The sequence below is a fragment of the Streptomyces caniscabiei genome, from assembly GCF_014930365.1.
Classification (GTDB): Bacteria; Actinomycetota; Actinomycetes; order Streptomycetales; family Streptomycetaceae; genus Streptomyces; species Streptomyces caniscabiei.
In genome coordinates this window covers 1-23,886 of record NZ_JABXWI010000011.1, presented here as the reverse complement: position 1 = coordinate 23,886, position 23,886 = coordinate 1, and the positions used below count along the sequence as shown (strand labels likewise).

Genomic DNA, 23,886 nt, shown 5'->3' with positions numbered 1-23,886 from the left:
CCAGCCACGACGGACCCGCAGTCACCCCACGCCCCCAGGCGCCCCACCCCTCAGACGTCGGCCTTCAACAGATCCGCGCACTTCTCGCCGATCATCATCGTCGTGATGCACGGATTCACGGTCACCAGATCCGGCATCACCGACCCGTCCGCCACCCGCAGCCCCTCGATGCCCTTGACCCGCAGTCGCGCGTCGAGCGGAGCCGAGGCGTCGTCGTCCGCGCCCATCTTCACCGTGCAGGCCGGGTGGTAGACGGTGTTGTGGGTCTTGCGGATGTAGTCGAACAGTTCCTCGTCGGTCCGTACGTCGGGCCCGGGCGCCAGCTCGGCACCGGCCCACCCGCTCAGCGCGGGCTGCGCCGCGATCTGCCGGGCGAGCCGCAGCCCGTACGTCATCACGCGCACATCGTGCTCGTGCGTGAAGTAGCGCGGGTCGACCTTCGGCTTGTCCCGGTAGTCGCGGGTGCGCAGCCGCACGGTGCCCCGGGACTTCGCCCGTGTCACGTTCGGCGTCAGACAGAACGCGTTCTCGGACGTGGGGTAGCCGTGCCGAGCCGTGTTCATGTCGAACGGCACGGACCCGTAGTGGAACATCAGGTCGGGCCGGTCCAGGCCCGGTTCGGTGTCGTAGAAGATGCCGGCCTCCCACCACTGGTTGGACGTGGTGGGCATCGGCTGCGCGGCCTCCCACATGATGACGCCCTCGGGGTGGTCCTGGAGGTTCTCGCCGACGCCCGCGGAGTGCACGACCACGTCGACGCCGACCTCGCGCAGCTGTTCGGCGGGGCCGATGCCGGAGAGCATCAGGAGCTTCGGGGTGTCGATGGCGCCGCAGGAGACGACGACCTCCCGCCGCGCGCGCACCGTCCGGGTGTGGATCAGGTCCGGGTCCAGATACTCGGCGCCGACGCAGCGCCGCCCGTCGAGCACCAGCTTCTTGGCGCGGACCCCGGTGCGCACCTCCAGATTGGGACGCCGGCCCATGATCGGGTGCAGATACGCCACCGACGAGGACTGGCGGATGTTGTTCTCGTCGGAGTTGATCTGGAACCAGTTGGCGCCCCGGACCACCGTCGTGCCCGTGTTGAACGGCGTCGTCGGGATACCCGCCTGGGCGCATGCCTCCAGCAGGGCGTTGCCGCAGGGGTCCTCGCTCTTGATGGTGCGGAGCTTCACCGGACCGCTGCGGCCGTGGTGGTCGCCGGGCGCGTCGTTGGTCTCCAGCCGCTGGTAGAGCGGGAAGAGGTCGGCCGCCGACCAGCCCGTACAGCCCGCGGCCGCCCAGTCGTCCAGGTCCTCCGCCGGTGCCCAGAAGGCGATGCAGGAGTTGTGGGACGAACAGCCGCCGAGGACCTTGGCCCTCGCGTGGCGCATGAAGCTGTTGCCGCTGGTCTGCGGTTCCACCGGGTAGTCCCAGTCGTAGCCGGACTCCAGCAGGCCCATCCAGCGTTCCAGCTTCAGGACGTCGTCGTCGCCGACGTCACTGGGGCCCGCCTCCAGGACGCACACCGTGACCGACGGGTCCTCGGAAAGTCTGGCCGCCACCACGTTGCCCGCGGTTCCGCCGCCGACCACGACATAGTCGAACTCGTCTTCGATCATGGTGAGTTGACCTCCTGGGTGCTGTGCTGTCGAGCTGCTGTGCTGTGCTGGATGATGGGCTGCCGTGCCGCGCTGCCGTGAGCCGCCCGGGATGGCTCTCAGTCCGCTGCGGGGCCGACGAGCGGGGCGGCGGGCGGTGCGGCCGGCGTGGTCCCCGCCTCGGCGGCCACGCGGTGTTCGGCGAGCACGCCCGTCCGGTGCCGCTGGACGAACCAGTAGTAGGCGAAGCCGCCGCCGGCGATGATCCCGACGAAGAGGACGGCGCCCCACTGCAGGTACCAGTGGAAGGGGGCGGCCGCGTTGTAGACCGCGGCGCGCGGCCAGATCAGGTTGAGGGTCATGCCCGCGCCCCACAGCACGGCGAGGATGTTCACCGGCAGGCCCCAGCGGCCGAGCGAGAACCGGCCGTCCCCGGCGGGCTGCCACCTGCCGCGCAGCCGCGCCACCAGCATCGGCACGGTGACGCCCAGATAGGCCAGGTAGATCATGATGATGCCGATGCTGGTCACCACGGTGAAGATCTGCGGCTGACGGATGTTGACCACCAGGATCGCCAGCGCCAGCACCCCGATGATCACGGTCGGCAGCACCGGCGTCTGGAAACGCGGGTGGATCTTGGCGAGCTTCGAGGAGGCGGGCAGGTTGTTGTCCCGGGCCATGGCGAAGGTCAGCCGGACGGCGGCGGTGTGCACGGCCAGGGCGCACACGGTGACCGCGATCAGGACGCACCACAGCATCGCCTTGCCGGCCGTCGGGCCGAGCACGTTGAGCACGACGTACTGCAGGCCGTCCGTCGACAGCTGCTCGCCCTTCAGGCTGGAGACGCTCATCAGCGCCAGCAGCAGGATCAGACCGCCGAGGACGAACGAGGCGACGATCGCCCGGATGATCGCACGCGGGGCGTTCCGGGTCGGGTCCAGGGACTCCTCACCGAGCGAGGCGGCCGTGTCGAAGCCGTACATGACGTACGCCGACGCCAGCGACGCCACGAGGAACGCGCCCAGATAGCCGTTGCCGTAACTCGCGCCGGTGCCGTTGGTCTCCAGGACCACCTGCGGGCCGCGGGTGATGTGGACGGCGAACAGCACGATCAGCACGACGGTGGCGATCAGCTCGATGAACACGCCCGCCGTGTTGATCCGCGCCATCAGCTTGACGCCGAAGGCGTTCACCAGGGTGGTGAACAGGATCAGCACCGCGGCCAGGATGACCGCGTTGGTCGCCACGTCGTACGTGCCGGTGCCGTCCCCGACGATCTGGAACACGTCGGAGATCTGCGGCAGCGTCAGCTGGTAGGCCAGCGCGACCGCCGCGATCGACACGATGGAGGCGGTCAGCATCATCCAGCCGGCGAGCCAGCCCAGGTGCGGGTTGCCTATCTTCTTCGACCAGTTGTAGACCGAACCCGCGACCGGATAGCGGGCCGCCAGCTCGGCGAAGCAGAGCGCCACCATGAACTGGCCGACGAACACCATCGGCCACGACCACCAGTAGGCCGGGCCGCCGCTGGCGAAGCCGAAGTAGAACAACTGGAAGGTACCGGTCAGGATCGAGATGTAGCTGATCCCGGCGGCGAAGGTGTGGAAGTTGCCCAGGGTGCGCTTGAGTTCGGGCTTGTAGCCGAACTCGGTGAGTTCGGTGTCGTCGGACGTGTTCTTCGGTCCGGTGGGTTGCTCAAGGGTCGTCATGAGCGGACTCCTGAAGGGCCGTGGGGAGGGGAGGGGGAGTGGCTCTGCGGGTGCCGGGAACGACGGACTAGGCGAACCAACCCTGCGGTGCCGGGGCGGTGTTGCGCCAGATGTGCTTCGCCTCGCGGTACTCGGCGAGCCCCGCGGGCCCCAGCTCACGGCCGAAGCCGGACTGCTTGTAGCCGCCCCACTCGGCCTGCGGCACATACGGGTGGTAGTCGTTGATCCACACCGTGCCCATGCGCAGCCGGGCCGCCATCCGCTGGGCCTTGGCCTCGTCGGTCGTCCACACGGCACCGGCCAGACCGTAGATGGTGTCGTTGGCCAGCCGGACGGCCTCGCCCTCGGTGCTGAACCGTTCCACCGTCAGCACGGGCCCGAACGACTCGTCCTGGACCACGGACATCGTGCCCGTGCACTCGTCCAGCACGGTCGGCAGGTAGTAGAACCCCTTGTCGTACGCCTCGCCGCTCGGCCGCTCGCCACCGCAGCGCAGCACCGCGCCCTCGGCGAGGCCCCGGGCGACGTACTCCTCGACCTTCGCGCGGTGGGCGGCGGAGATGAGCGGGCCGGTCTGCGCCCGCTCGTCGAAGGGACCGCCCAGCCGGATCTCCCGCGCCCGGCGGACGACCTCGTCGACGAACCGGTCGTGCAGCGAGTCCTCCACCAGCAGCCGGGCGCCCGCCGAGCAGACCTGCCCCGAGTGCAGGAAGACGGCCGTCAGCGCCATGTCGACGGCCGTGTCGAAGTCGGCGTCGGCGAAGACGATGTTCGGGTTCTTGCCGCCGAGCTCCAGGGCGACCTTCTTCACGCTCGCGGCGGCGTTGGCCATCAGCCGGCGGCCGGTCTGCAGGCCACCGGTGAAGGAGACCAGGTCCACGTCCGGGTGGTCGGAGAGCGGTGCGCCCGCCTCGGGCCCGGCGCCCAGGACGAGGTTGGCCACGCCCGCGGGCACCCCGGCCTCCGCCAGCAGCCGCATCAGATGGATGGCGGTGTGCGGGGTCAGCTCGCTCGGCTTCAGCACGAAGGTGTTGCCGGCCGCGAGCGCCGGGGCCACCTTCCAGGCCGTCTGCAGGAGGGGGTAGTTCCAGGGGGTGATCAGCGCGCAGACCCCGACCGGCTCGTACACGACCCGGCTGTCCACGCCCGGCTGACCGGTGTCGACGACGCGGCCCGTCTCGGCGGTCGCCGCGCGCCCGAAGTAGCGGAAGCAGTTCGCGATGTCGTCGATGTCGTACTCGCTCTCCACCAGTCGCTTGCCGGTGTCGAGGGACTCGGCGCGCGCGAGCGCGTCCTTGTCGCGTACGAGGAGGTCCGCCACGCGCAGCAGCAGGTCACCGCGGTCGGCGGGCGAGGTGGTGGGCCAGGGGCCCTCGTCGAAGGCGCGCCGCGCGGCGGCGATGGCCTCCACGGTGTCCTTGGCGCCGGCCTCGTCGACGACCGCGACCAGGCTGCCGTCGGCGGGGCAGCGGATCTCACGGGTTCGGCCGTCGAGCGCGGACCGCCATGCGCCACCGATGAAAAGTTCGGGCATGTCTCTCGTTCCTCCTGGTCAGCGCCGTGCGACAGGCGCCCTCGCGGCTGAGCGCCTAACCGGAAGACCGTGTTCTATGCCCAAGAGGGGGTCAAATGTGACAGCCGACACGCCTGGTCGGAGCACCGCCCCTGGTGAGAGAGGCCAGGAGGAGGCGGTGAGAGGCGTCAGGAGGGGGCGGTGCGAGCCCGCCGGGGGAGGGCGGCCGTCATCGCCGCCCGGAGGGGCGGGCCCTTCTCGGAAGGGCCCGCCCCCGGCCGTCCTACGGGTGCGACAGCTGCCCGGCGCCACCCCGACGGCGTATTCGCTCTTGCGTACGCTCCGCCGCCCGCGCCTCGCGGCGGGCCCGCCGCCGCTCCCGGCGCAGGGAACGCGCGGTGCTGCTGGGGGCGGAGACCACCCCGTTGCGCTGCTTCCACACCTGGCGGGTCACCCAGACGTCCAGGACGCCCCAGGTCGCCGCGATGGTGCTCGCCACGCTGCTCAGCACCATGGGGAACGCCAGCCAGGAACCCGCGAGGGTGCACAGGAACGCCACCATCGCCTGAAGCAGTGTCACCGCGATGATGATGACCGCACGCACCGCCGCCGTCCGCACCGGATCGGGCAGCCGCGGCCTGCGCGCCGGCTCCTCGATCCACAACGGCCGGTAATACACCCGCTCTTCGTCGCGACGCGCGGAGAGCCCCCGTTCTTCCACCGCGACGCCGCCCCCTGTCAGGAGGCCGCGATCCGGTGCCTGAGCGCTTCGCGCCGCCACCTCGGGCGCCGCCGCTCCGTCCCCGGACGCCGCGCGCCGCTCCGCCGTGCCCATCAACTCGTCACTCCCCACCGCCGGTGGAACCAACAGATCCGGATCCGTGGACCCGGCCCCCCACTGGTGCCCGACTTCCTCTGGTTTACGCCGCCTGGGAGCGGCCTGCGGGACCTGTGGCCCATTCCGCCCTCAATTCCCGTACAGAAAGACGATCGACGTGCACCGAAGATTCCCGCGGAACGAAAAAATCCGGCCAACCGGCAGACTTCCCCGACGGGATGTCATTGGTTCAAGTGCCGGACAGGGGGCGGCAATCTCCCCCAATGAACGGACAACTCCCCCTGTCCGGTTCGCTGCTGGTACCACGGGTGCCCGGACCGCTCTTCGAGATACGTGCGAGTCGGTAGTAGGCTCACGCCGTTTGTTGACGCACATGTGTGCCCCCGGGCCTGGCGGGGGTCGAGCTGGGGGAGGCCATGCGCTTTCGCGGGAAATCGATCCGCCGGAAGATCGTGGCGCTGTTGCTCGTGCCCTTGGTGGCCCTGACGGGTGTCTGGACGTTCGCCACGGTGCTGACGGGCCGCGAGGCGAGCGATCTCTTCAGAGTGGCGGACATCGTCGAGGAGGTCGGCTTCCCCACCGAGGACACCGTCCGTGTGCTCCAGCAGGAACGCCGCCAGACCCTCATCTACCTGGCCGACCCCGATTCCTCCGACGCGGTCACGGCACTCGACCGCAGCCGCACCGCCACGGACAAGGCCGTCAAGGAGTTCCGCAGGCACGCCGGTGACAGCGACCTGCGGGACGAGATGGGCGAGGCCACCTCGCTGCGGCTGACGACGATCCTGGACGCCCTCGACACCCTGCCCTCCCTGCGGACGACCGTCGAGAGCGGCACCGTCACCGTCGCCCAGGCCCTCGGCCACTACAACGAACTCGTCGACCCCTGCTTCACCCTGCTGTCCAACCTGCCCGCGCTCGACAGCGTGGAGATGGACAAGCAGGGCCGCGCCCTCGTCAACGTCGGCCGCGCCCGCGAACTGCTCTCCCGCGAGGACGCCCTGCTCAGCTCGGTGCTCGTCGCGAACCGCATCACCCAGGACGAGATCCGCGACTTCTCCGACCTCGTCGCCCAGCGCACCCTGATGTACGACATCAGCCTGCCGCAGCTGCCCACCGCCGACCGCGACCGCTTCGCCGACTACTGGAAGGGCGCCAGCACCGCGCCCCTGCGGTCGGTCGAACAGGCCGTCATCGCCTCCGACCCCGGCCGGCCCACCAAGTTCACCGCGAAGAGCTGGGACACCGCGGTCGAGCCCGTGCTCGCCGACCTCCGCGACCTCAGCATCGAGTCGGGCGACCACTACCAGGACCGGGTGCGCCCGCTGGTCACCAGCGTCATCCTGAAGGCCGCCGTCGCCGGTGTCCTCGGCCTCTTCGCCCTGCTCGTCTCGCTCTTCATGTCCGTCCGCATCGGCCGCGTCCTCATCCGCGACCTGCGCCGGCTCCGCCAGGAGGCCCACGAGACCGCCGGGGTGCGGCTGCCCAGCGTGATGCGCCGGCTCGCCGCGGGCGAACAGGTCGACGTGGAGACCGAGGTGCCGCACCTGGAGTACGACAAGAACGAGATCGGCGAGGTCAGCCAGGCCCTCAACACCCTCCAGCGGGCGGCCGTCGAGGCGGCCGTCAAGCAGTCCGAACTCCGCAGCGGCATCTCCGAGGTCTTCGTCAACCTCGCCCGCCGCAGCCAGGTCCTGCTGCACAAGCAGCTCACCCTCCTCGACACCATGGAACGCCGGACCGAGGACACCGACGAACTCGCCGACCTGTTCCGTCTGGACCACCTGACGACCCGTATGCGCCGCCACGCGGAGGGCCTGGTCATCCTCTCGGGCGCCGCCCCCTCCCGGCAGTGGCGCAAGCCCATCCAGCTCATGGACGTCGTCCGCGCGGCCGTCGCCGAGGTCGAGGACTACGAGCGCATCGAGGTCCGCAGGCTGCCCCGGGTCGCCGTGACCGGCCCCGCGGTCGCCGACCTCACCCACCTGGCGGCCGAACTCCTGGAGAACGCCACGGTGTTCTCGCCCCCGCACACCGCGGTCCAGGTGCACGGGGAGCGGGTCGCCAACGGCTTCACCCTGGAGATCCACGACCGGGGCCTCGGCATGTCGGCCGAGGCGCTCCTGGACGCCAACCTCAAGCTCGCCGAGACCCCCGACTTCGAACTCTCCGACACCGACCGGCTCGGTCTCTTCGTCGTCAGCCGGCTCGCCCAGCGGCAGAAGGTCCGGGTCTCCCTCCAGCCCTCGCCGTACGGCGGCACCACGGCCGTGGTGTTCATCCCCGACGCCCTGCTCACCGACGACGTCCCCGACACCAACGGCATCGGCTTCCGACTCGACCGCGCCCACCCCACCCGCGAGGCCGAGCTGGAGGAGGAGCGCAACGCGGCGCTCTCCCAGGTGCCGGTCCGCCTGCCCGGGCTCACCGCGGGCATCCTGGACGGGCCGGTCGAACTGGAGGCACCGGTCGACCTGGAGCCCCTGGGCGGCTTCCCGGGCGCCCTCGGCGACGAGGAGGCCGAACAGGGCGGGCTGTTCCGGCCCCGCCGCTCCCTCTCCGGCGTCACCGACGAACAGCGGCAGCCGGTGCGTGACGGCGAGGGACGGCAGGCACCGCTCACCGACCCCGACCCGACGCTCGGCCCCGTGCCGCTGCCGCAGCGCCGGACCCCGCATCTCGTCAGCTCACACGGCCGTTCGGTGACCGGCGGCAGGGCCAGGCACCCGGAGGACGAGCCCGGCCAGGACGGTACGGCGGGCCCCGAGGGCTTCGCCGACCCCCGGCCGCTCACCGCCCTGCCCCCCGGTGGGTTCGACGGCCCCGCGCTGCCCCAGCGCCGCCGTACGACCCCGCCGGGCGGCCCGGCCCCGACGACCTCGCCGTACGGCGCGGGTGAGCCCACCCCGCGCGCGGACATGACGACCGACCAGGCAGAATCAGCTGCGAGCCCGCTGCCCCGTCGCGTCCGACAGGCCAGTCTGGCACCGCAGTTGAAGGACGGCCCCGACCGGCGTACCGAACGTGAGAGGTCCCGCCCCGACCGGCACCAGGACCCGACCGAACGCGACGCCGACGAGGTACGCAGCCGTATGGCCTCGCTCCAACGGGGTTGGCAGCGTGGCCGCGAGGAGAACGACGAGGGCGACGGCGCCCAGGGCGTCTCAGCACCACGAGGAACGACTAAGGGGGACGGTCGATGACCGCACCGAAGGCCGAGAGGACCGCGACGGGCACGTCCGGGGAGCTGAACTGGCTCCTGGACGACCTGGTGGAGCGTGTCGCCAGCATCCGCAAAGCGCTCGTGCTCTCCAGCGACGGACTGCCCACGGGCGTCTCCAAGGACCTCACCAGAGAGGACAGCGAGCACCTGGCCGCCGTCTCCTCCGGATTCCACAGCCTCGCCAAGGGCGTCGGCCGCCACTTCGAGGCGGGCAGCGTCCGGCAGACCGTCGTCGAGCTCGACGAGGCCTTCCTCTTCGTCACGGCCGCCGGCGACGGCAGCTGCCTCGCCGTCCTCGCCGACTCCGACGCGGACATCGGCCAGGTGGCCTACGAGATGACCCTCCTGGTCAAGCGGGTCGGCGTGCACCTGGGATCGGCCCCGCGCACCGATCTGTCCCAGGGCGGGTAGTGGGATGGCATGAGCGGAGACGGTCAGGGAAGAAGCCACTGGTTCGACGACGAGGCCGGACCGGTGGTGCGTCCGTACGCGATGACACGCGGCCGGACCAATCACGCGATCCAGCACCGCCTCGACCTGATCGCCGTGGTCGTCACGGAACCGCACGTCGACGACCCGGAGGAGGACCACTCCCTCTCCCCTGAGCACGTCCGTATCGTCGAGCTCTGCCGCGACAACCCGCAGTCGGTGGCCGAACTGGCCGCCGACCTGGACCTCCCCGTCGGAGTGGTCCGCGTCCTCGTCGGAGACCTCGTGGACGAGGAACTCGTCCACGTGACCCGCCCCGTACCGCCTGCCGAGCTGGTGGACGAGAGCATCCTGCGCGACGTCATCAACGGCCTCCGGGCGCTCTGAGCGCCACGGAGGCGGAGCGAACACGTGACAGACAACCCATCCAGCAGGAGAAAGACCGATGATCCTCGGGCGCTCTGAGCGCGGCACACCCCCGGTAGAGCCCGTCACGCTCAAGATCCTCGTGGCCGGTGGCTTCGGTGTGGGCAAGACGACCTGCGTCGGCGCGGTCAGCGAGATCAAGCCGCTGCGCACCGAGGAGGTGCTCACCGAGGCCGGCCGCCCGGTCGACGACACCAGCGGTGTGGAGCACAAGACGACCACCACCGTCGCCATGGACTTCGGCCGCATCACCCTGCGCGAAGACCTCGTCCTGTACCTGTTCGGCACCCCCGGCCAGGACCGCTTCTGGTTCCTCTGGGACGAACTCGCCTCCGGCGCCCTCGGGGCCGTCGTCCTCGTCGACACCCGCCGCCTGGAGGACTGCTTCGCCGCCGTCGACTACTTCGAGCGGCGTTCCATCCCGTTCGTGATCGGCGTCAACTGCTTCGACGAGGCCGCGCGTTACCCCGCGGAGACGGTCCGTCAGGCCCTCGACCTCGACCCCGACATGCCGGTCGTCCTGTGCGACGCCCGGCAGCGGGACTCCGTCAAGGACGTCCTCGTCGCCGTCGTCCGGCACGCGATGGCCCACGCGTCGGGGCACCGCCAGGCCGTCACCACGTGAGGCACGGCCCGTACCCCCGCCGACAGGGGTACGGGCCGTGGCTTCATGGGCACGCGCGCGTGGTGCCCCGTCCGACGCCGTACGCGCGCGTGGGTCCCGCCGCCTGCTCGCGCAGTCGGCTCGCGTCCTCAGCTCGCGTCGTCCTCGTGCCAGCCGAGGCTCTTCTCCACCGCCTTGCGCCAGTTGTGGTACTCGCGGTCCCGCACGGAGGCCTCCATGGTGGGCGTCCACTCGACGTCCCGCTGCCAGTGCGACTTCAGCTCGTCCAGGTCGTTCCACACCCCGGTCGCGAGACCGGCGGCGTACGCGGCCCCCAGGCACGTCGTCTCCGAGACGCGCGGCCGGATCACCGGCACGCCCAGGACGTCCGCCTGGTGCTGCATCAGCAGGTTGTTCTTGGTCATGCCGCCGTCGACCTTGAGCGTCGTGATGGTCACGCCCGAGTCCTGGAACATGGCGTCCACCACCTCCCGCGTCTGCCAGCTCGTCGCCTCCAGCACCGCGCGCGCGAGGTGCGCCTTGGTGACGTACCTCGTCAGCCCCGTCACGACACCGCGGGCGTCCGAGCGCCAGTAGGGGGCGAACAGGCCCGAGAACGCGGGCACGATGTACGCCCCGCCGTTGTCGTCGACGCTCGCCGCCAGCGGCTCGATCTCGTCGGCGTCGCGAATGATGCCGAGCTGGTCGCGGAACCACTGCACCAGGGCGCCCGTGATCGCGATCGACCCCTCCAGGCAGTACACCGGCGCCTCGTCGCCGATCTTGTAGCCCATGGTGGTGAGCAGCCCGTTCTTCGACGGCACGGGCCGGTTCCCGGTGTTGAGCAGCAGGAAGCTCCCGGTGCCGTAGGTGTTCTTCGCGGTGCCCACGTCGTAGCAGGCCTGCCCGAACACCGCCGCCTGCTGGTCGCCGAGCGCCGAGGCGACGGGAACACCGGCGAGGGGGCCCACGGCGGTGCCGTACACCTCGGCGGAGGACCGGATCTCCGGCAGGACCGCCTCCGGCACGTTCATCGCCGAGAGGATCGAGGCGTCCCACTGGAGGGTCTCCAGGTTCATCAGCATGGTGCGCCCGGCGTTGGTGACGTCGGTGACGTGCCGGCCGCCGTCCGTGCCGCCGGTCAGGTTCCAGATCAGCCAGGAGTCGATCGTGCCGAACGCGATCTCGCCGCGCTCGGCGCGCGCTCGCAGCCCCGGCACGTTGTCGAGCAGCCAGGCGGCCTTCGGCCCGGAGAAGTAGCTGGCCAGGGGCAGACCGGTCTGCTCACGGAACCGGTCCTGCCCGTCCGTGCCGCCGAGTTCGTTGCACAGCGCCGAGGTACGGGTGTCCTGCCAGACGATCGCGTTGTGCACGGGTTTGCCCGTGGCCCTGTCCCACAGGACCGTCGTCTCCCGCTGGTTGGTGATGCCGAGCGCGCTGATCTGCTCCGCCCGCAGGCCCGCCTTCGCGATGGCCCCGGCGACGACCGCCTGCACCTTCGACCAGATCTCCGTGGCGTCGTGCTCCACCCATCCCGGCTTGGGGAAGATCTGACGGTGCTCCCGCTGGTCGACGGCGACGATGGCGCCGCCCTGGTCGAAGATGATGCAACGGCTCGAAGTGGTGCCCTGATCGATGGCGGCGACGTACTTCTGGGCGTTGTCCGGCATGACATCCCCTCACGTCTTGCGTCGATTCGCGTCTTACGGCGGTTCACGTCCTACGGCGGTGGGTCAGAAGGCTGCGTTGTAGACGAGGCCGGCGAGGACCCCGCCGACCAGGGGGCCGACGACCGGGATCCAGGCGTAACCCCAGTCCGAGGTGCCCTTGTTGGGGATCGGCAGGAAGGTGTGCACGATGCGCGGGCCGAGGTCGCGGGCCGGGTTGATGGCGTACCCGGTGGGCCCGCCCAGGGAGAGGCCGATACCGACGACCAGGAACGACACCAGCAGCACCGAGATGCCGGAGCCGTAGATCCCGGCCTCCTCGCCGGGGATCTGGCCGATGCCGATGCCCGTGTTCCGGCCGAAGGCGAGGATCGGCAGGACCAGGGCCACGGTCGCGATGATCTCCGTGATCAGGTTGGCGACCGGGTTCCGGACCTCCGGGATGGTGGAGAAGATCCCGAGGGTCGGTGTCGGTTCGTCCGCCGTGCCCTCCGTGGTGCCCTCCTTGCGGACGTTCGCCTGGAACTGCGCGAGATAGACGAGATAGGCGAGAACGGCGCCGAGCATCGCCCCGACCAGCTGGCCGAGCAGATACACCCAGACCTTGTCCCAGACCCCCGTGTCGACCGCGATCCCGAGGGTCACCGCCGGGTTGAGGTGCCCACCCGACAGGGGAGCGGCGGTGTAGGCGCCCGCCAGTACGGCGAAGCCCCAGCCGAACGCGATGACGATCCAGCCCGAGGCCCTCGCCTTCGAGAACCTGAGAGTGACGGCGGCGCACACGCCGGCGCCGAAGAGAATCAGGATCGCCGTACCGATGACCTCACCGACGAATATGTCTCCGTTGCTCATGGCGGCTCCTTGGCCCCGGCCCGGAGCGATCGGCCCCGGACCTCCGTGACGAGCGTGCCGTCGCGGCCGCATCGCCCGTGGGGGATGGCCCGTTGCAGGCGGGGAGCCCGAGCGGCGCGGTGCACAAAGACGCCCGAATCCGGCGATGCCGACCGACACCGGAAGTGTTCACCGGCACCAAGGGGGCGTCAAGAATCCGCACAACAACGGTTGAAGGCGCCTACCGGGCGCACACGTCGGCGCGAACGGCCCGGCCGGCCCGGCGAGCGCCGACCGGGCGCTTCCCGGAGCCGCCCGCCCGACGCATCCCGAGCCGATGCGGATCAGGCAAGCCCGGCCACCGCAGCACGGTCTCCGCACCCGCGGTACCACCCCTCGGTCACCGCACCGCGATCACCGCGGACCCGTGCCCGAACAGCCCCTGATTCGCGCTGACCCCCACCCGCGCCCCCTCGACCTGGCGGTCCGTCGCCTCACCCCGCAACTGCCGGACCAGCTCGCACACCTGGGCGATCGCCTGCGCCGGAACCGCCTCCCCGAAGGAGGCCAGCCCTCCGCTGGAGTTCACCGGTGTCCGGCCTCCAGGCGCCGTCACGCCGTCCCGCAGCAGCTTCGCGGCCTCGCCCGCACCGCACAGCCCCAGATCCTCGTACCACTGCAATTCCAGCGCCGTGGACAGGTCGTAGACTTCGGCGAACGAGAGGTCCTCCGGCCCGACCCCCGCCTCCTCGTACGCCGCCCGCGCGATCGACGCCCGGAACGTCTCGTCCGGCGGCGCCACCGCGACAGCCGAGTCCGTCGCGATGTCCGGCAGGTCCAGCACCGTGTTGGGATAGCGGGGCGTCACCGTGGACACCGCCCGTATCCGCACCGGCTCGGCCACCCCGTGCCGCCGCGCGAACTCCATGCTGGACAGCACGAGCGCCGCACCCCCGTCCGAGGTCGCGCAGATGTCCAGCAGCCGCAGCGGATCGGCGACGACGGCCGAGGCCGCGACCTCCTCGGCGGTGACCCGCTTGCGATAGCGCGCGTACGGATTGAGCGCCCCCATCGCGGAGTTCTTCACCTTGACCCGCGCGAAGTCCTCCGGGGTGTCCCCGTGCACGGCCATCCGCCGTCGCGCGTACAGCCCGAAGTACGTCGGATTGGTGGCCCCGAGGATCCGGAACCGGAGCCAGTCCGGATCGTCCGCCCGCTCCCCGCCCGCCGGGCGGAAGAACCCCTTCGGAGCCGAGTCCGCACCCACCACCAGCACCACGTCCGCCAGACCGGCGAGGATCTGGGCCCGGGCGGTGCCGACCGCCTGCGCCCCGGACGCGCAGGCCGCGTACACGCTCGTGACCCGGGCGCCCTGCCAGCCCAGCGCCTTCGCGAAGGTCGCCCCCGCCACATAGCCCGGATAACCGCCTCGGACGGTGTCCGCTCCGACGATCGAGCCGACTTCCCGCCAGTCGAGCCCCGCGTCGGCCAGTGCCGCCCGCGCGGCCACCGTGCCGTACTCGACGAAACTCCTGCCCCACTTGCCCCACGGGTGCATGCCCGCGCCCAGCACCGCCACCTCGCCCGTCATGCCCTCACCCCCGTCGGCCGCCACTGCCAGGTCGTCCAGACCGTCTCCGCGTCCTCGTTCAGAACGCCGGGGACGACCTCCACCTCCATGCCCACCGCCATATCGGCGACGGTGACGCCGGGAACCGCCTGTCCCAGCACCACGAGGCGCTCTTCGGCCAGTTCCACAGCGATCAACGCGTACGGCTCCCACGGAAGTTCCGGATCGGACACGTAGGGTGACGGAGGCCGGTACCGGCCGTCCGTGTACGACCACACCCGGCCCCGGCGCGACAGCGGGACCTCGCGCAGCTCACCGCCCGGACAGCCCGGATTGCGGCAGAAGACGTCCGCCCGCGGGAAGAACACCGAGGCGCACGCCGAACAGCGCGTGCCGAGCAGCCGAAAATCCTCGCCCTCCCCGGTGAACCAGCCCGCGACCACAGGTGTGCGACTCCGTGCCAAGACCCCTCCCCGAGTACAGATCTGATGAACCGTCAGGAGTCTGGCACGGGCCTCCCGAATTGGGCAGGCCCCGGGAGAACCAACGAGCCCCGCCCGGCGTCGGAGTATCCGGGAGGGCCGGCCGGGGCCCACGGGGGTGGTTCCGGCCGGCCCTCACCCGTACCGGCGCACCCGTGGCATGGCGCATCGAGCCGCCCCGACGAGACGACCAGCAGATGATCGGATACAGTCCGCCGCGTGTCCGCGAATCAACACCCACCCGCCAACTCCGCACCGGACTCGCATTGTTCGAGCTGCGGAGCGCCCTACGGAGAGGGCGTTTCCGGCTGGCCTCGCACCTGCGAGACCTGCCGGACAGTGGCCTACCGCAATCCGCTCCCCGTCGCGGTGGCCCTCCAGCCCGTGTACGACACCCAGGGCACCGCCCTCGTGGTGATCACACGGACCATCGCCCCCGCGCGCGGGGGCACCGCCCTGCCCGGCGGCTTCATCGACCACCGGGAGGACTGGCGGCACGCCGTCGTCCGTGAACTCAAGGAGGAGACGGGCATCTGCGTGGCCGACCGCGACGTACGCCTCGCCGACGCCATGAGCTCGCCCGCCGGTCATCTGCTGCTCTTCGGGCTCCTCCCGGAGCGCCCGGCCGCCGGACTCCCGGCGCCCGTCCCCACCGACGAGACGGAGGGCTGGCACCTGCTGCGCAGACCCACCGAACTCGCCTTCCCGCTGCACACCCTGGCCGTCCAGGCGTTCTTCGACGGCCGCTACATCTGAGTCACATCCGAGCCGTATCCGGGCTCACTCCCGGTCGAGCCCGCGTACCCGCACGGGACGCGCGGGCTCGACCGGACCCTCGTCCCCCTCCCGCTCCACGACCAGCCGCGGCCCCTCCCAGCGCGCCGTGTACTGCTCGACCTCCGGCTCGTCCCAGCCGTCGCCCGCGTCCGGCACCACGAGCCCGCCCCCCGTCCACCCGCGCGCGGGTGCCCACACCTCCAGCTCCAGGCCGCCGTCGGCCCCCAGGACCGGCAGCACGGCACCCGCGCGCGCGAGTACCGGGACACGCGAGAGCGGCGCCTCCACCACGACCTGCCCCGGCCCCTCGTACGCCCGCCCGGTCGCCGTGTCGTACCAGCGCCCCCGCGGCAACTGCACCGCACGCCGTTCCACGCCCGCCTCCAGCACCGGCGCCACGAGCAGACAGTCACCCAGGAGGAACGCGTCCTCGCAGTCGCGCAACGCCCGGTCCTCGGGCACGCCCCACCACAACGGGCGCACATAGGGCGCCCCCGTACGACGCGCCAGATGAGCCAGCGTCATGAAATAGGGCGACAACCGCCGCCGCTCCAGCAGCGCCACGCGCGCGTGCCCGACGATCTCGTCCCCGAACTCCCACGGCTCCCGCCGCCCCGCCCGCAGACTCGCGTGGGTCCGGAACAGCGGCAGATACGCGCCGAGCTGGAACCACCGCAGATACAGCTCCGGCGACGGACTCCCGTCGAACCCGCCCACGTCCGGCCCCGAGTACGGCACCCCGCACAGCCCAAGCCCGATCACCAGCGAGAGCGACGCCCGCAGCCCCGGCCAGCCCGTCGCCACGTCCCCGGACCACGTCCCGCCATAACGCTGCACACCGGCCCACCCCGACCGCGAGAAGACGAACGGCCGCTCCTCGGGCACCAGCTCACGCAGCCCCTCGTACCCTGCGCGGGCCATGCAGAGCGCGTACACGTTGTGCGCCTCGCGATGATCACCGCCCCGGCCGTCCAGATCGTGCCGGGCCGACCGGGGCAGGGTGTTCTCCCCGAACGCCGTGAACGACGTCGGCTCGTTCATGTCGTGCCAGAACCCGGCGAAGCCCTGCGCCAGCCGCTCCTCGTACAGACCACCCCACCACGCGCGCGTACGCGAACGGGTGAAGTCCGGGAAGACCGACGCCCCGGGCCACACGAGTCCCTCCACGACCTTCCCGCCGGCGTCCCGCACGAACGCGTCCTCGGCCGTCCCGCTGTCGTACACCGCGTCGCCCGGCCGCGCGCCGACCGCCGCGTCGACGATCGACACCAGCCGGATCCCCTCCCGCCGCAACTCCTCGGCGAGCACCGGCAGCTTCGGGAAGTTCTCCGTGTCGACCGTGAAGACCTGATGGGCGTCGTAGTGGTCGATGTCCAGATGGATCGCGTCGAGCGGCAGACCGTGCTCCCGGTAGCCGGCGACGATCCGCCGCACCTCCCGCTCGCTCCCGAAGCCCCACCGCGCGTGATGATGGCCGAGCGCCCACGCCGGCGGCAGCGCCGGAGCCCCCGTCAGCGCGGCCCAGGCATGCAGCACGCGCGCGGGGGTGCCCACTATCACCCAGCAGCGCAGCGGCCCGCCGTCCATCCGCAGCTCGGACGTGCCGGCCCGGTCGTGCCCCGACCCGGCGCCCTCCTCGCCCTCGCGCAGCGTCACCGTGCCGTCCCACGTGGTGTCGTGGAACACCAGATGCGTCGCCGCGTCGGCCACCACCATCTGCACCGGCATCGTGATGTACAGCGGATCGTCACCCGGTGCGAATGTATGACCGGGGTCCGTGTTCCACAGCCGGTACGTCCCGTCCCGCAGCCGGGGCCCCGACGCCCGACCGCCCAGACCGAAGAACCGCGCGTCCGCCGTCACCTCCGAGCGCTGCGTCCACCGCGCCTCGCCGCCACCGACCGGCTCCCACCAGCGGGGCGGCAGATCACGCCGCAGGACCACCCCACCGGGCGTACGCACCTCCACGGCACCGAGCCGCGACACGACGACCGTCACACGCTCGGCCACGACCCGCCAGGCGCCGTCCTTGTCCGGCTCCAGCACGGCCCGCGGATCCGGCTCGGGAGACCGGCCCGCCAGCGCGTACGACGGCTCCGGCCCGGCCCCGTCCCAGCCCCAGAAGACCGCGCCGTGCACATCGACGGTCACCCGCAGCTCGGATCTGCCGAACCGCACGATCCCACCACCGGGCCCCGGCTCCACCCCCACCACCGGCCCCGGCACCCGGGCCCGCTCGGCACCCCGCGCCGGCAGCGCGGCGGCGTCGGCACGCCTCCTGCGCCACGCGGCCCGCACGGTGCGCAGCCCCTGAGCCACCCCCGCCGAACCGATCGCTTTCACCGAACGCACCAGGTCACGACCGTCCATGTGGCTCACCATGCCATTGACCGGCCGATTCGTGTGAACCGTTCAACTTCCGTTCACCCATGGTGCCGCCACCTGTTCATGTCGCCGTCCGACAGCGGCTCACCCTGGTGCGGAAGTCGATCACATGGCATCGTCCGTGTCAGCCGCGTCACGCGCACACCCCCGCCCGTGCGCGCCCGACGCCCACCACGCGCACAGTCCCGGGAGCCGCCCCATGACCTCAGCGAACCCCTCGCCGCTCTGGCAACCCGACGCGGAACGCATCGCCCGCGCCCAGATCACCGCGTTCCAGTCCTGGGCGGCCGAACACCACGGAGCCCCCGCCGAGGGCGGATACCCGGCCCTGCACCGCTGGTCCGTCGACGAACTCGAGACGTTCTGGAAGGCCGTCACCGAGTGGTTCGACGTACGGTTCTCCACCCCCTACGCGCGCGTGCTGGGCGATCGCACCATGCCCGGTGCCGAATGGTTCCCCGGAGCGACCCTCAACTACGCCGAACACGCCCTCCGCGCGGCCGACACCCGCGCCGACGAACCGGCCCTGCTCCACGTCGACGAGACCCACGAACCGCGCCCGGTGACCTGGTCCGAGCTGCGCCGCCAGGTCGGCTCCCTCGCCGCCGAACTGCGCGCCCTCGGCGTACGCCACGGCGACCGCGTCAGCGGCTACCTCCCGAACATCCCGCAGGCCGTCGTCGCCCTCCTCGCCACGGCCGCCGTCGGCGGCGTCTGGACCTCCTGCGCCCCCGACTTCGGCGCCCGCAGCGTCCTCGACCGCTTCCAGCAGGTCGAACCCGTCGTCCTGTTCACCGTCGACGGCTACCGCTACGGCGGCAAGGAACACGACCGCCGCGACACCGTCGCCGAACTCCGCCGCGAACTGCCCACCCTGCGCGCCGTGGTCCACATCCCCGTCCTCGGCACCGAAACCCCCGAGGGCGCCCTGGAATGGTCCGCCCTGACCTCGGCGGACGTGACGCCGACCTTCGAACAGGTCCCGTTCGACCACCCCCTGTGGGTGCTCTACTCCTCCGGCACCACCGGCCTCCCCAAGGCCCTCGTCCAGTCCCAGGGCGGCATCCTCGTCGAACACCTCAAACAGCTCGGCCTGCACTGCGACCTCGGCCCCGAGGACCGCTTCTTCTGGTACACCTCCACCGGCTGGATGATGTGGAACTTCCTCGTCTCCGGCCTCCTCACCGGCACCACCGTCGTCCTGTACGACGGCAGCCCCGGACACCCGGACACCGGCGCCCAGTGGCGCGTGGCCGAACGCACCGGCGCCACCCTCTTCGGCACCTCCGCCGCCTACGTCATGGCCTGCCGCAAGGCCGGCGTCCACCCCGGCCGCGACCATGACCTCTCCCGCGTCCGGTGCGTCGGCACCACGGGCTCCCCGCTCCCGCCGGACGGCTTCCGCTGGCTCCACGACGAGGTCCGCGAGGACCTCTGGATCGCCTCCGTCAGCGGCGGCACCGACGTGTGCTCCTGCTTCGCGGGAGCCGTCCCCACCCTCCCGGTCCACATCGGCGAACTCCAGGCTCCCGGCCTCGGCACCGACCTCCAGTCCTGGGACCCCAGCGGCAAACCCCTCACCGACGAGGTCGGCGAACTGGTCGTCACCAACCCCATGCCGTCCATGCCGATCCACTTCTGGAACGACCCCGACGGCACCCGCTACCACGACAGCTACTTCGACACCTACCCCGGCGTCTGGCGCCACGGCGACTGGATCACCCTCACCTCCCGAGGCTCCGTCGTGATCCACGGCCGCTCCGACTCCACGCTCAACCGCCAAGGCGTGCGCATGGGTTCGGCCGACATCTACGAAGCGGTCGAACGCCTCCCCGAGATCAAGGAATCCCTCGTCATCGGCGTCGAACAGCCCGACGGCGGCTACTGGATGCCCCTCTTCGTCCAACTCGCCCCAGGAGCAACCCTCGACGAGGCACTCCTCGCCCGCATCAAGCGCACCATCCGCGAGCAGCTCTCACCCCGGCATGTCCCCGACGAGGTCATCGAGGTCCCCGGCGTCCCGCACACCCTCACCGGCAAACGCATCGAGGTCCCCGTCAAACGCCTGCTCCAGGGCACCCCGCTGGAGAAGGCGGTCAACCCCGGCTCCATCGACAACCTCGACCTCCTGCGCTTCTACGAGGACCTCGCCCGCAGACGGGCCTGACCCCTTCCCCCGACCCGTTGTCAGTGCCCTCGATTACTGTGAGTGAGCATTGATCGACCGTTCGCACAGGGGGAGACCATGGCACGCACCGACCACCAGAGCATGCGACGCGTCCTGCGCCGCGAGATCGCGGGAACCATCGGCCTGCTGGCCGACGAACACGACTTCACCGCCATGCGGCGCTACCGCAGCTTCGCCTTCGACGACCACCCCACCTACCTCCGCCAAGTGGAAGCCCTGCTCAGGACACTCGCCGCGCAGGGCAACCACACCACGGTCGCCCTCTTCGACCCCGAGGAGTACGCCGCGTTCTGCGCCGACACCGGCCTCGAACCCGACACCCCCTCCAGCCGCACCCGCTTCACCGCCGAACTGGCCGCGACCGGCGCCGCCCTCCCGTACGAGGGACAGCCCCTCACCGAACTCGTCCCCGACCTGATCGACGAAGCCGTCCGCCTCGCCACCTGGGAGTACGCCACCACACGCCTCGCCCAGATCGGCGACTGCGCCTCCTGCGGCGAGGACATCGGACGCGCGGCCTTCTCCCGCGCCATGGACCTGCTCAAGCGCATCCTCGACACCGCAGCCCCCGGCGAACGCCACCTCGTCTGCAGCGTCTCGGCCGAACCCCAGCCCCTGGCCGCCGTCCTGCACGCCGACCGGACCACCGAAGGAGCCACCCGGCTCGACGAGTCCGAAGCCCTGGAGTTCGCCACCGTCCTGGCCCTCGGCATCGCCACCCGCTGCCCGGGCGGACTCGTCATGCGCACCACCGGCCCCGACCGGACCGACCGCGTCTACGGCTGGCGCCTGCGCGGCGACAACCTCGCACCTCTCACCGCCGGTGAGGTCTTCGACGCCTACTGCACCGACAGGGAATCCGGAGACCTCGTCTCCCCGGAGTCCGGCGTCGACTACTGCACCCCGCCCGATCTGGGGGACGACCTCGCCGAGGGAGGCCGGGACACGCACGGCCACACCCACTGAACGGGCGAGGGGCGCCCCACCCGAAGGTGGAGCGCCCCTCGACACCCGCCGATCGCCGCGCGACTACTCGCCCGACAGCACCGCCTGCGCCGCGCCACGCGCCTCCTCGGCCGTGTCCGCAGCCCGTGCGGCAGCCGCCGCCCGCTCGCACTGCGCCAGCGTGTACTTCGCCAGGTTCGCCCGCACGTACGGGATCGACGCCGCACCCATGGACAGGGAGGTGACACCCAGACCGGTCAGCACACACGCGAGCAGCGGATCCGACGCCGCCTCACCGCAGACACCGCAGCTCTTGCCCTCGGCCTTCGCCGCCTCGGCGGACAGCGCGACGAGGTCGAGCAGCGCGGGCTGCCACGGGTCCTGCAGCCGCGAGACCGCACCCACCTGCCGGTCGGCCGCGAACGTGTACTGCGCGAGGTCGTTCGTCCCCAGCGAGAGGAACTCGACCTCCTGAAGGATCGACCGCGCCCGCAGCGCCGCCGACGGGATCTCCACCATCGCCCCGAACTTCGCCCGCAGCCCCGCCTCACGGCACGCGTCGGCGAACGCCTTCGCGTCCGTGCGGTCCGCCACCATCGGCGCCATGACCTCGAGGTGGACCGGCAGACCCTCGGCGGCCTTCGCGAGCGCCGTCAGCTGTGTCCGCAGCACCTCGGGGTGGTCGAGCAGCGTCCGCAGGCCACGCACACCGAGGGCCGGGTTCGGCTCGTCGGCCGGCGTGAGGAACTCCAGAGGCTTGTCGGCACCCGCGTCGAGCACCCGTACGACCACACGCCCCTCGGGGAAGGCCTCCAGCACCTGGCGGTACGCCTCGACCTGCTTCTCCTCGGACGGCGCCTGCTTGCTGTCGTCCAGGAAGAGGAACTCGGTCCGGAACAGCCCGACACCCTCGGCCCCGGCCTCCACGGCCGCCGGCACATCAGCGGGACCGCCCACATTGGCCAGCAGCGGAACCCGGTGCCCGTCGGAGGTCGCGCCGGGCCCGCTCGACGCGGCCAGCGCGGCCTTCCGCGCCGCCGCGGCGGCCTCCAGCTCGGCCTTCTTCTCCGCACTCGGGTTCACGAAGATCTCACCGGTGCTGCCGTCCACGGCGATCAACGTGCCCTCGGCGAGCTCCCCGGCCCCGGGCAGCGCGACCACGGCCGGCACCCCGAGCGCCCGCGCCAGGATCGCGCTGTGACTGGTCGGCCCGCCCTCCTCGGTCACGAAGCCGAGGACGAGCGTCGGGTCGAGCAGCGCCGTGTCCGCCGGCGCGAGGTCACGAGCGATGAGGACGTACGGCTCGTCGCTGTCCGGCACCCCAGGCATCGGAACCCCGAGCAGCCGGGCGACGATACGATTCCGCACGTCATCGAGGTCGGCCACACGGCCCGCGAGGTACTCACCCGCTCCGGCCAGCAGGGCCCGATAAGCGGCGAAAGCGTCGTAGACACCACGCTCCGCCGTGCTCCCCACGGCGATACGTCGCTCCACATCCGCCATCAGCTCGGGGTCCTGGGCCATCAGCGCCTGGGCCTCCAGCACGGCCTGGGCCTCACCACCGGCCAGATTGCCGCGCGCCATCAGATCGGCGGCCACCGCGTCCACGGCCTTGCGGGCACGTCCCTGCTCGCGCTCCGCGTCCTCCGCCGGAATCTGCTTGGCGGGCGGCTCCAGCACCGCCGTTCCCATGTGCCGAACCTCGCCGATCGCCACACCGTGGCTCACACCGACGCCTCGCAGCGTTGTCTCCATCTCACCTGTCTCCGTTAGTGCGGCGGGTCCCGCCGCCGCGGTGGTTGTGGAACTAGCGATCCGATACGGCCGCGAGGTCACCGCCAGCCGAAGAGCGTGTCGCCCCCCTTGACCTCACCGTCCTCGCGGAGCTCGGTGAGGGAGTCGGCCGTGGCCTCCAGCGCCACCACGGGGCAGATCGGCGACTTGCCCGTGGCCTCCACGGCGGCGGGGTTCCAGCGCACCACGGCCTGACCGCGTCGCACGGTGTCGCCCTTGTTCACGAGCAGCTCGAAGCCCTCACCGTTCAGCTGCACGGTGTCGATACCGAGGTGCGTCAGCACACCGTGCCCCTCGCCGTCCACCACGACGAAGGCGTGCGGGTGCAGGGAGACGACGACCCCGTCGACGGGAGCGACGGCGTCCCCCGCCTCACGCACGGGGTCGATCGCCATGCCGGGGCCGACCATCGCCCCCGAGAAGACGGGGTCCGGTACCGCGGCCAGTCCGATGGCGCGTCCTGCGAGCGGGGACGTCACGGTGGTCATGGGAAGCCTCCCAGGTGGGGATCTATGAGGACACCGTCCCGCTTGTCCCGGGACGGCGCGCTGAGCAGCAGGGTAGGTCGGTTGAGGTACCCATTCCGCACCATAGCTCCGCATGAGAGGTCTAGACCACCCCTGCAAGCGATTTGCACGGGCTCCGCGGCCCGATGTAGAGTCTTAGACCTGCCTCGGGGCGAGCGGCACTTTGTGTCCGACCCCGGCAGCACCGAACTCGTTCAGATCGTTGAGATCCTATCCCGGGATCATCTTCTGCATGCCTGCAGGATGGTGGTCAGGGGGCCGGAAAAACACTGATAGAGTTTGGAACACCGAAGGGAAGCGCCCGGAGGAAAGCCCGAGAGTAGCTCGGGTGAGTACAAAGGAAGCGTCCGTTCCTTGAGAACTCAACAGCGTGCCAAAAATCAACGCCAGATATGTTG

19 protein-coding genes are annotated in these 23,886 nt (G+C 71.2%); 7 read left to right on the top strand and 12 right to left on the bottom strand.

Features of this window, described 5'->3' with window-relative positions; all coding sequences use genetic code 11:
* Positions 1-50: 50 nt before the first annotated feature.
* From HW837_RS28520 to HW837_RS28505, 4 genes are all read right to left on the bottom strand, one after another.
* Positions 51-1,601, bottom strand: coding sequence for a GMC family oxidoreductase (locus tag HW837_RS28520; RefSeq protein WP_045557316.1), 1,551 nt, complete (start codon positions 1,599-1,601; stop codon positions 51-53).
* Between the two features lie 98 nt (positions 1,602-1,699).
* On the bottom strand, positions 1,700-3,289 hold the full coding sequence (locus HW837_RS28515; RefSeq protein ID WP_045557317.1) for an APC family permease: 1,590 nt from the start codon (positions 3,287-3,289) through the stop codon (positions 1,700-1,702).
* 67 nt (positions 3,290-3,356) lie between these two features.
* On the bottom strand, positions 3,357-4,823 hold the full coding sequence (locus HW837_RS28510) for an aldehyde dehydrogenase family protein (RefSeq protein ID WP_093789332.1): 1,467 nt from the start codon (positions 4,821-4,823) through the stop codon (positions 3,357-3,359).
* Between the two features lie 262 nt (positions 4,824-5,085).
* Positions 5,086-5,637 carry a hypothetical protein gene (locus HW837_RS28505; protein WP_045557374.1) on the bottom strand — a complete coding sequence of 184 codons (552 nt, stop codon included), beginning with the start codon at positions 5,635-5,637 and terminating at the stop codon, positions 5,086-5,088.
* A gap of 419 nt (positions 5,638-6,056) precedes the next feature.
* Between HW837_RS28505 and HW837_RS28500 the strand changes: the two genes are divergently transcribed.
* From HW837_RS28500 to HW837_RS28485, 4 genes are read left to right on the top strand one after another with little or no spacing between them, the layout of a single operon-like run.
* Entirely contained in the window at positions 6,057-8,843 is a 2,787-nt protein-coding gene (locus HW837_RS28500) for a nitrate- and nitrite sensing domain-containing protein (protein ID WP_193380502.1), read from the top strand.
* Positions 8,840-9,274 (top strand): roadblock/LC7 domain-containing protein, encoded by a 435-nt coding sequence (locus tag HW837_RS28495; RefSeq protein WP_045557319.1) that lies wholly within the window; start codon positions 8,840-8,842, stop codon positions 9,272-9,274. Before HW837_RS28500 ends, HW837_RS28495 begins: the two co-directional genes overlap by 4 nt.
* Before the next feature lie 9 nt (positions 9,275-9,283).
* Complete coding sequence (locus tag HW837_RS28490) at positions 9,284-9,679, top strand: DUF742 domain-containing protein (RefSeq protein ID WP_045557320.1); 396 nt, start codon at positions 9,284-9,286, stop codon at positions 9,677-9,679.
* A 58-nt stretch (positions 9,680-9,737) separates the two neighbouring features.
* Positions 9,738-10,343, top strand: coding sequence for a GTP-binding protein (locus HW837_RS28485; protein WP_193380503.1), 606 nt, complete (start codon positions 9,738-9,740; stop codon positions 10,341-10,343).
* 128 nt (positions 10,344-10,471) lie between these two features.
* On the opposite strand, the gene glpK is transcribed toward HW837_RS28485, so the two are convergent.
* The 4 genes from glpK to HW837_RS28465 all read right to left on the bottom strand — a co-directional run bounded on the left by glpK (position 10,472) and on the right by HW837_RS28465 (position 14,833).
* On the bottom strand, positions 10,472-11,992 hold the full coding sequence (gene glpK / locus HW837_RS28480) for a glycerol kinase GlpK (RefSeq protein WP_193380504.1): 1,521 nt from the start codon (positions 11,990-11,992) through the stop codon (positions 10,472-10,474).
* Between the two features lie 63 nt (positions 11,993-12,055).
* Positions 12,056-12,841 carry an MIP/aquaporin family protein gene (locus HW837_RS28475; RefSeq protein WP_193380505.1) on the bottom strand — a complete coding sequence of 262 codons (786 nt, stop codon included), beginning with the start codon at positions 12,839-12,841 and terminating at the stop codon, positions 12,056-12,058.
* 379 nt (positions 12,842-13,220) lie between these two features.
* Positions 13,221-14,411 (bottom strand): lipid-transfer protein, encoded by a 1,191-nt coding sequence (locus tag HW837_RS28470; RefSeq protein WP_093789431.1) that lies wholly within the window; start codon positions 14,409-14,411, stop codon positions 13,221-13,223.
* Positions 14,408-14,833 (bottom strand): Zn-ribbon domain-containing OB-fold protein, encoded by a 426-nt coding sequence (locus HW837_RS28465; protein WP_093789331.1) that lies wholly within the window; start codon positions 14,831-14,833, stop codon positions 14,408-14,410. Before HW837_RS28465 ends, HW837_RS28470 begins: the two co-directional genes overlap by 4 nt.
* A gap of 258 nt (positions 14,834-15,091) precedes the next feature.
* Here HW837_RS28465 and HW837_RS28460 point away from each other — a divergent pair, with 258 nt between their 5' ends.
* A complete protein-coding gene (locus HW837_RS28460) occupies positions 15,092-15,628 on the top strand; it encodes an NUDIX domain-containing protein (RefSeq protein ID WP_045557325.1) in 537 nt (178 codons plus the stop codon).
* A gap of 24 nt (positions 15,629-15,652) precedes the next feature.
* Here the strand turns inward: HW837_RS28460 and HW837_RS28455 are convergent, their stop codons facing one another.
* The gene (locus HW837_RS28455) at positions 15,653-18,019 is read right to left on the bottom strand and encodes a glycoside hydrolase family 31 protein (protein ID WP_093789430.1); all 2,367 of its coding nucleotides are present in this window, start codon (positions 18,017-18,019) and stop codon (positions 15,653-15,655) included.
* A gap of 214 nt (positions 18,020-18,233) precedes the next feature.
* On the opposite strand from HW837_RS28455, the gene HW837_RS28450 reads away from it, so the two are divergent.
* Together HW837_RS28450 and HW837_RS28445 are read left to right on the top strand one after the other, a co-directional pair.
* The gene (locus HW837_RS28450; RefSeq protein ID WP_193382475.1) at positions 18,234-20,201 is read left to right on the top strand and encodes an acetoacetate--CoA ligase; all 1,968 of its coding nucleotides are present in this window, start codon (positions 18,234-18,236) and stop codon (positions 20,199-20,201) included.
* Positions 20,202-20,279: 78 nt separating this feature from the next.
* Complete coding sequence (locus tag HW837_RS28445; protein WP_193380507.1) at positions 20,280-21,188, top strand: hypothetical protein; 909 nt, start codon at positions 20,280-20,282, stop codon at positions 21,186-21,188.
* 63 nt (positions 21,189-21,251) lie between these two features.
* On the opposite strand, the gene ptsP is transcribed toward HW837_RS28445, so the two are convergent.
* The 3 genes from ptsP to HW837_RS48270 all read right to left on the bottom strand — a co-directional run.
* Positions 21,252-22,922, bottom strand: a complete 1,671-nt coding sequence (gene ptsP, locus HW837_RS28440; RefSeq protein ID WP_193380508.1) for a phosphoenolpyruvate--protein phosphotransferase — start codon at positions 22,920-22,922, stop codon at positions 21,252-21,254.
* Between the two features lie 77 nt (positions 22,923-22,999).
* Positions 23,000-23,449 carry a PTS sugar transporter subunit IIA gene (locus HW837_RS28435; RefSeq protein WP_045557329.1) on the bottom strand — a complete coding sequence of 150 codons (450 nt, stop codon included), beginning with the start codon at positions 23,447-23,449 and terminating at the stop codon, positions 23,000-23,002.
* 249 nt (positions 23,450-23,698) lie between these two features.
* Positions 23,699-23,886, bottom strand: a 188-nt coding sequence (locus HW837_RS48270) for a hypothetical protein (protein WP_206705205.1), incomplete at its 5' end; no start/stop codon positions are given.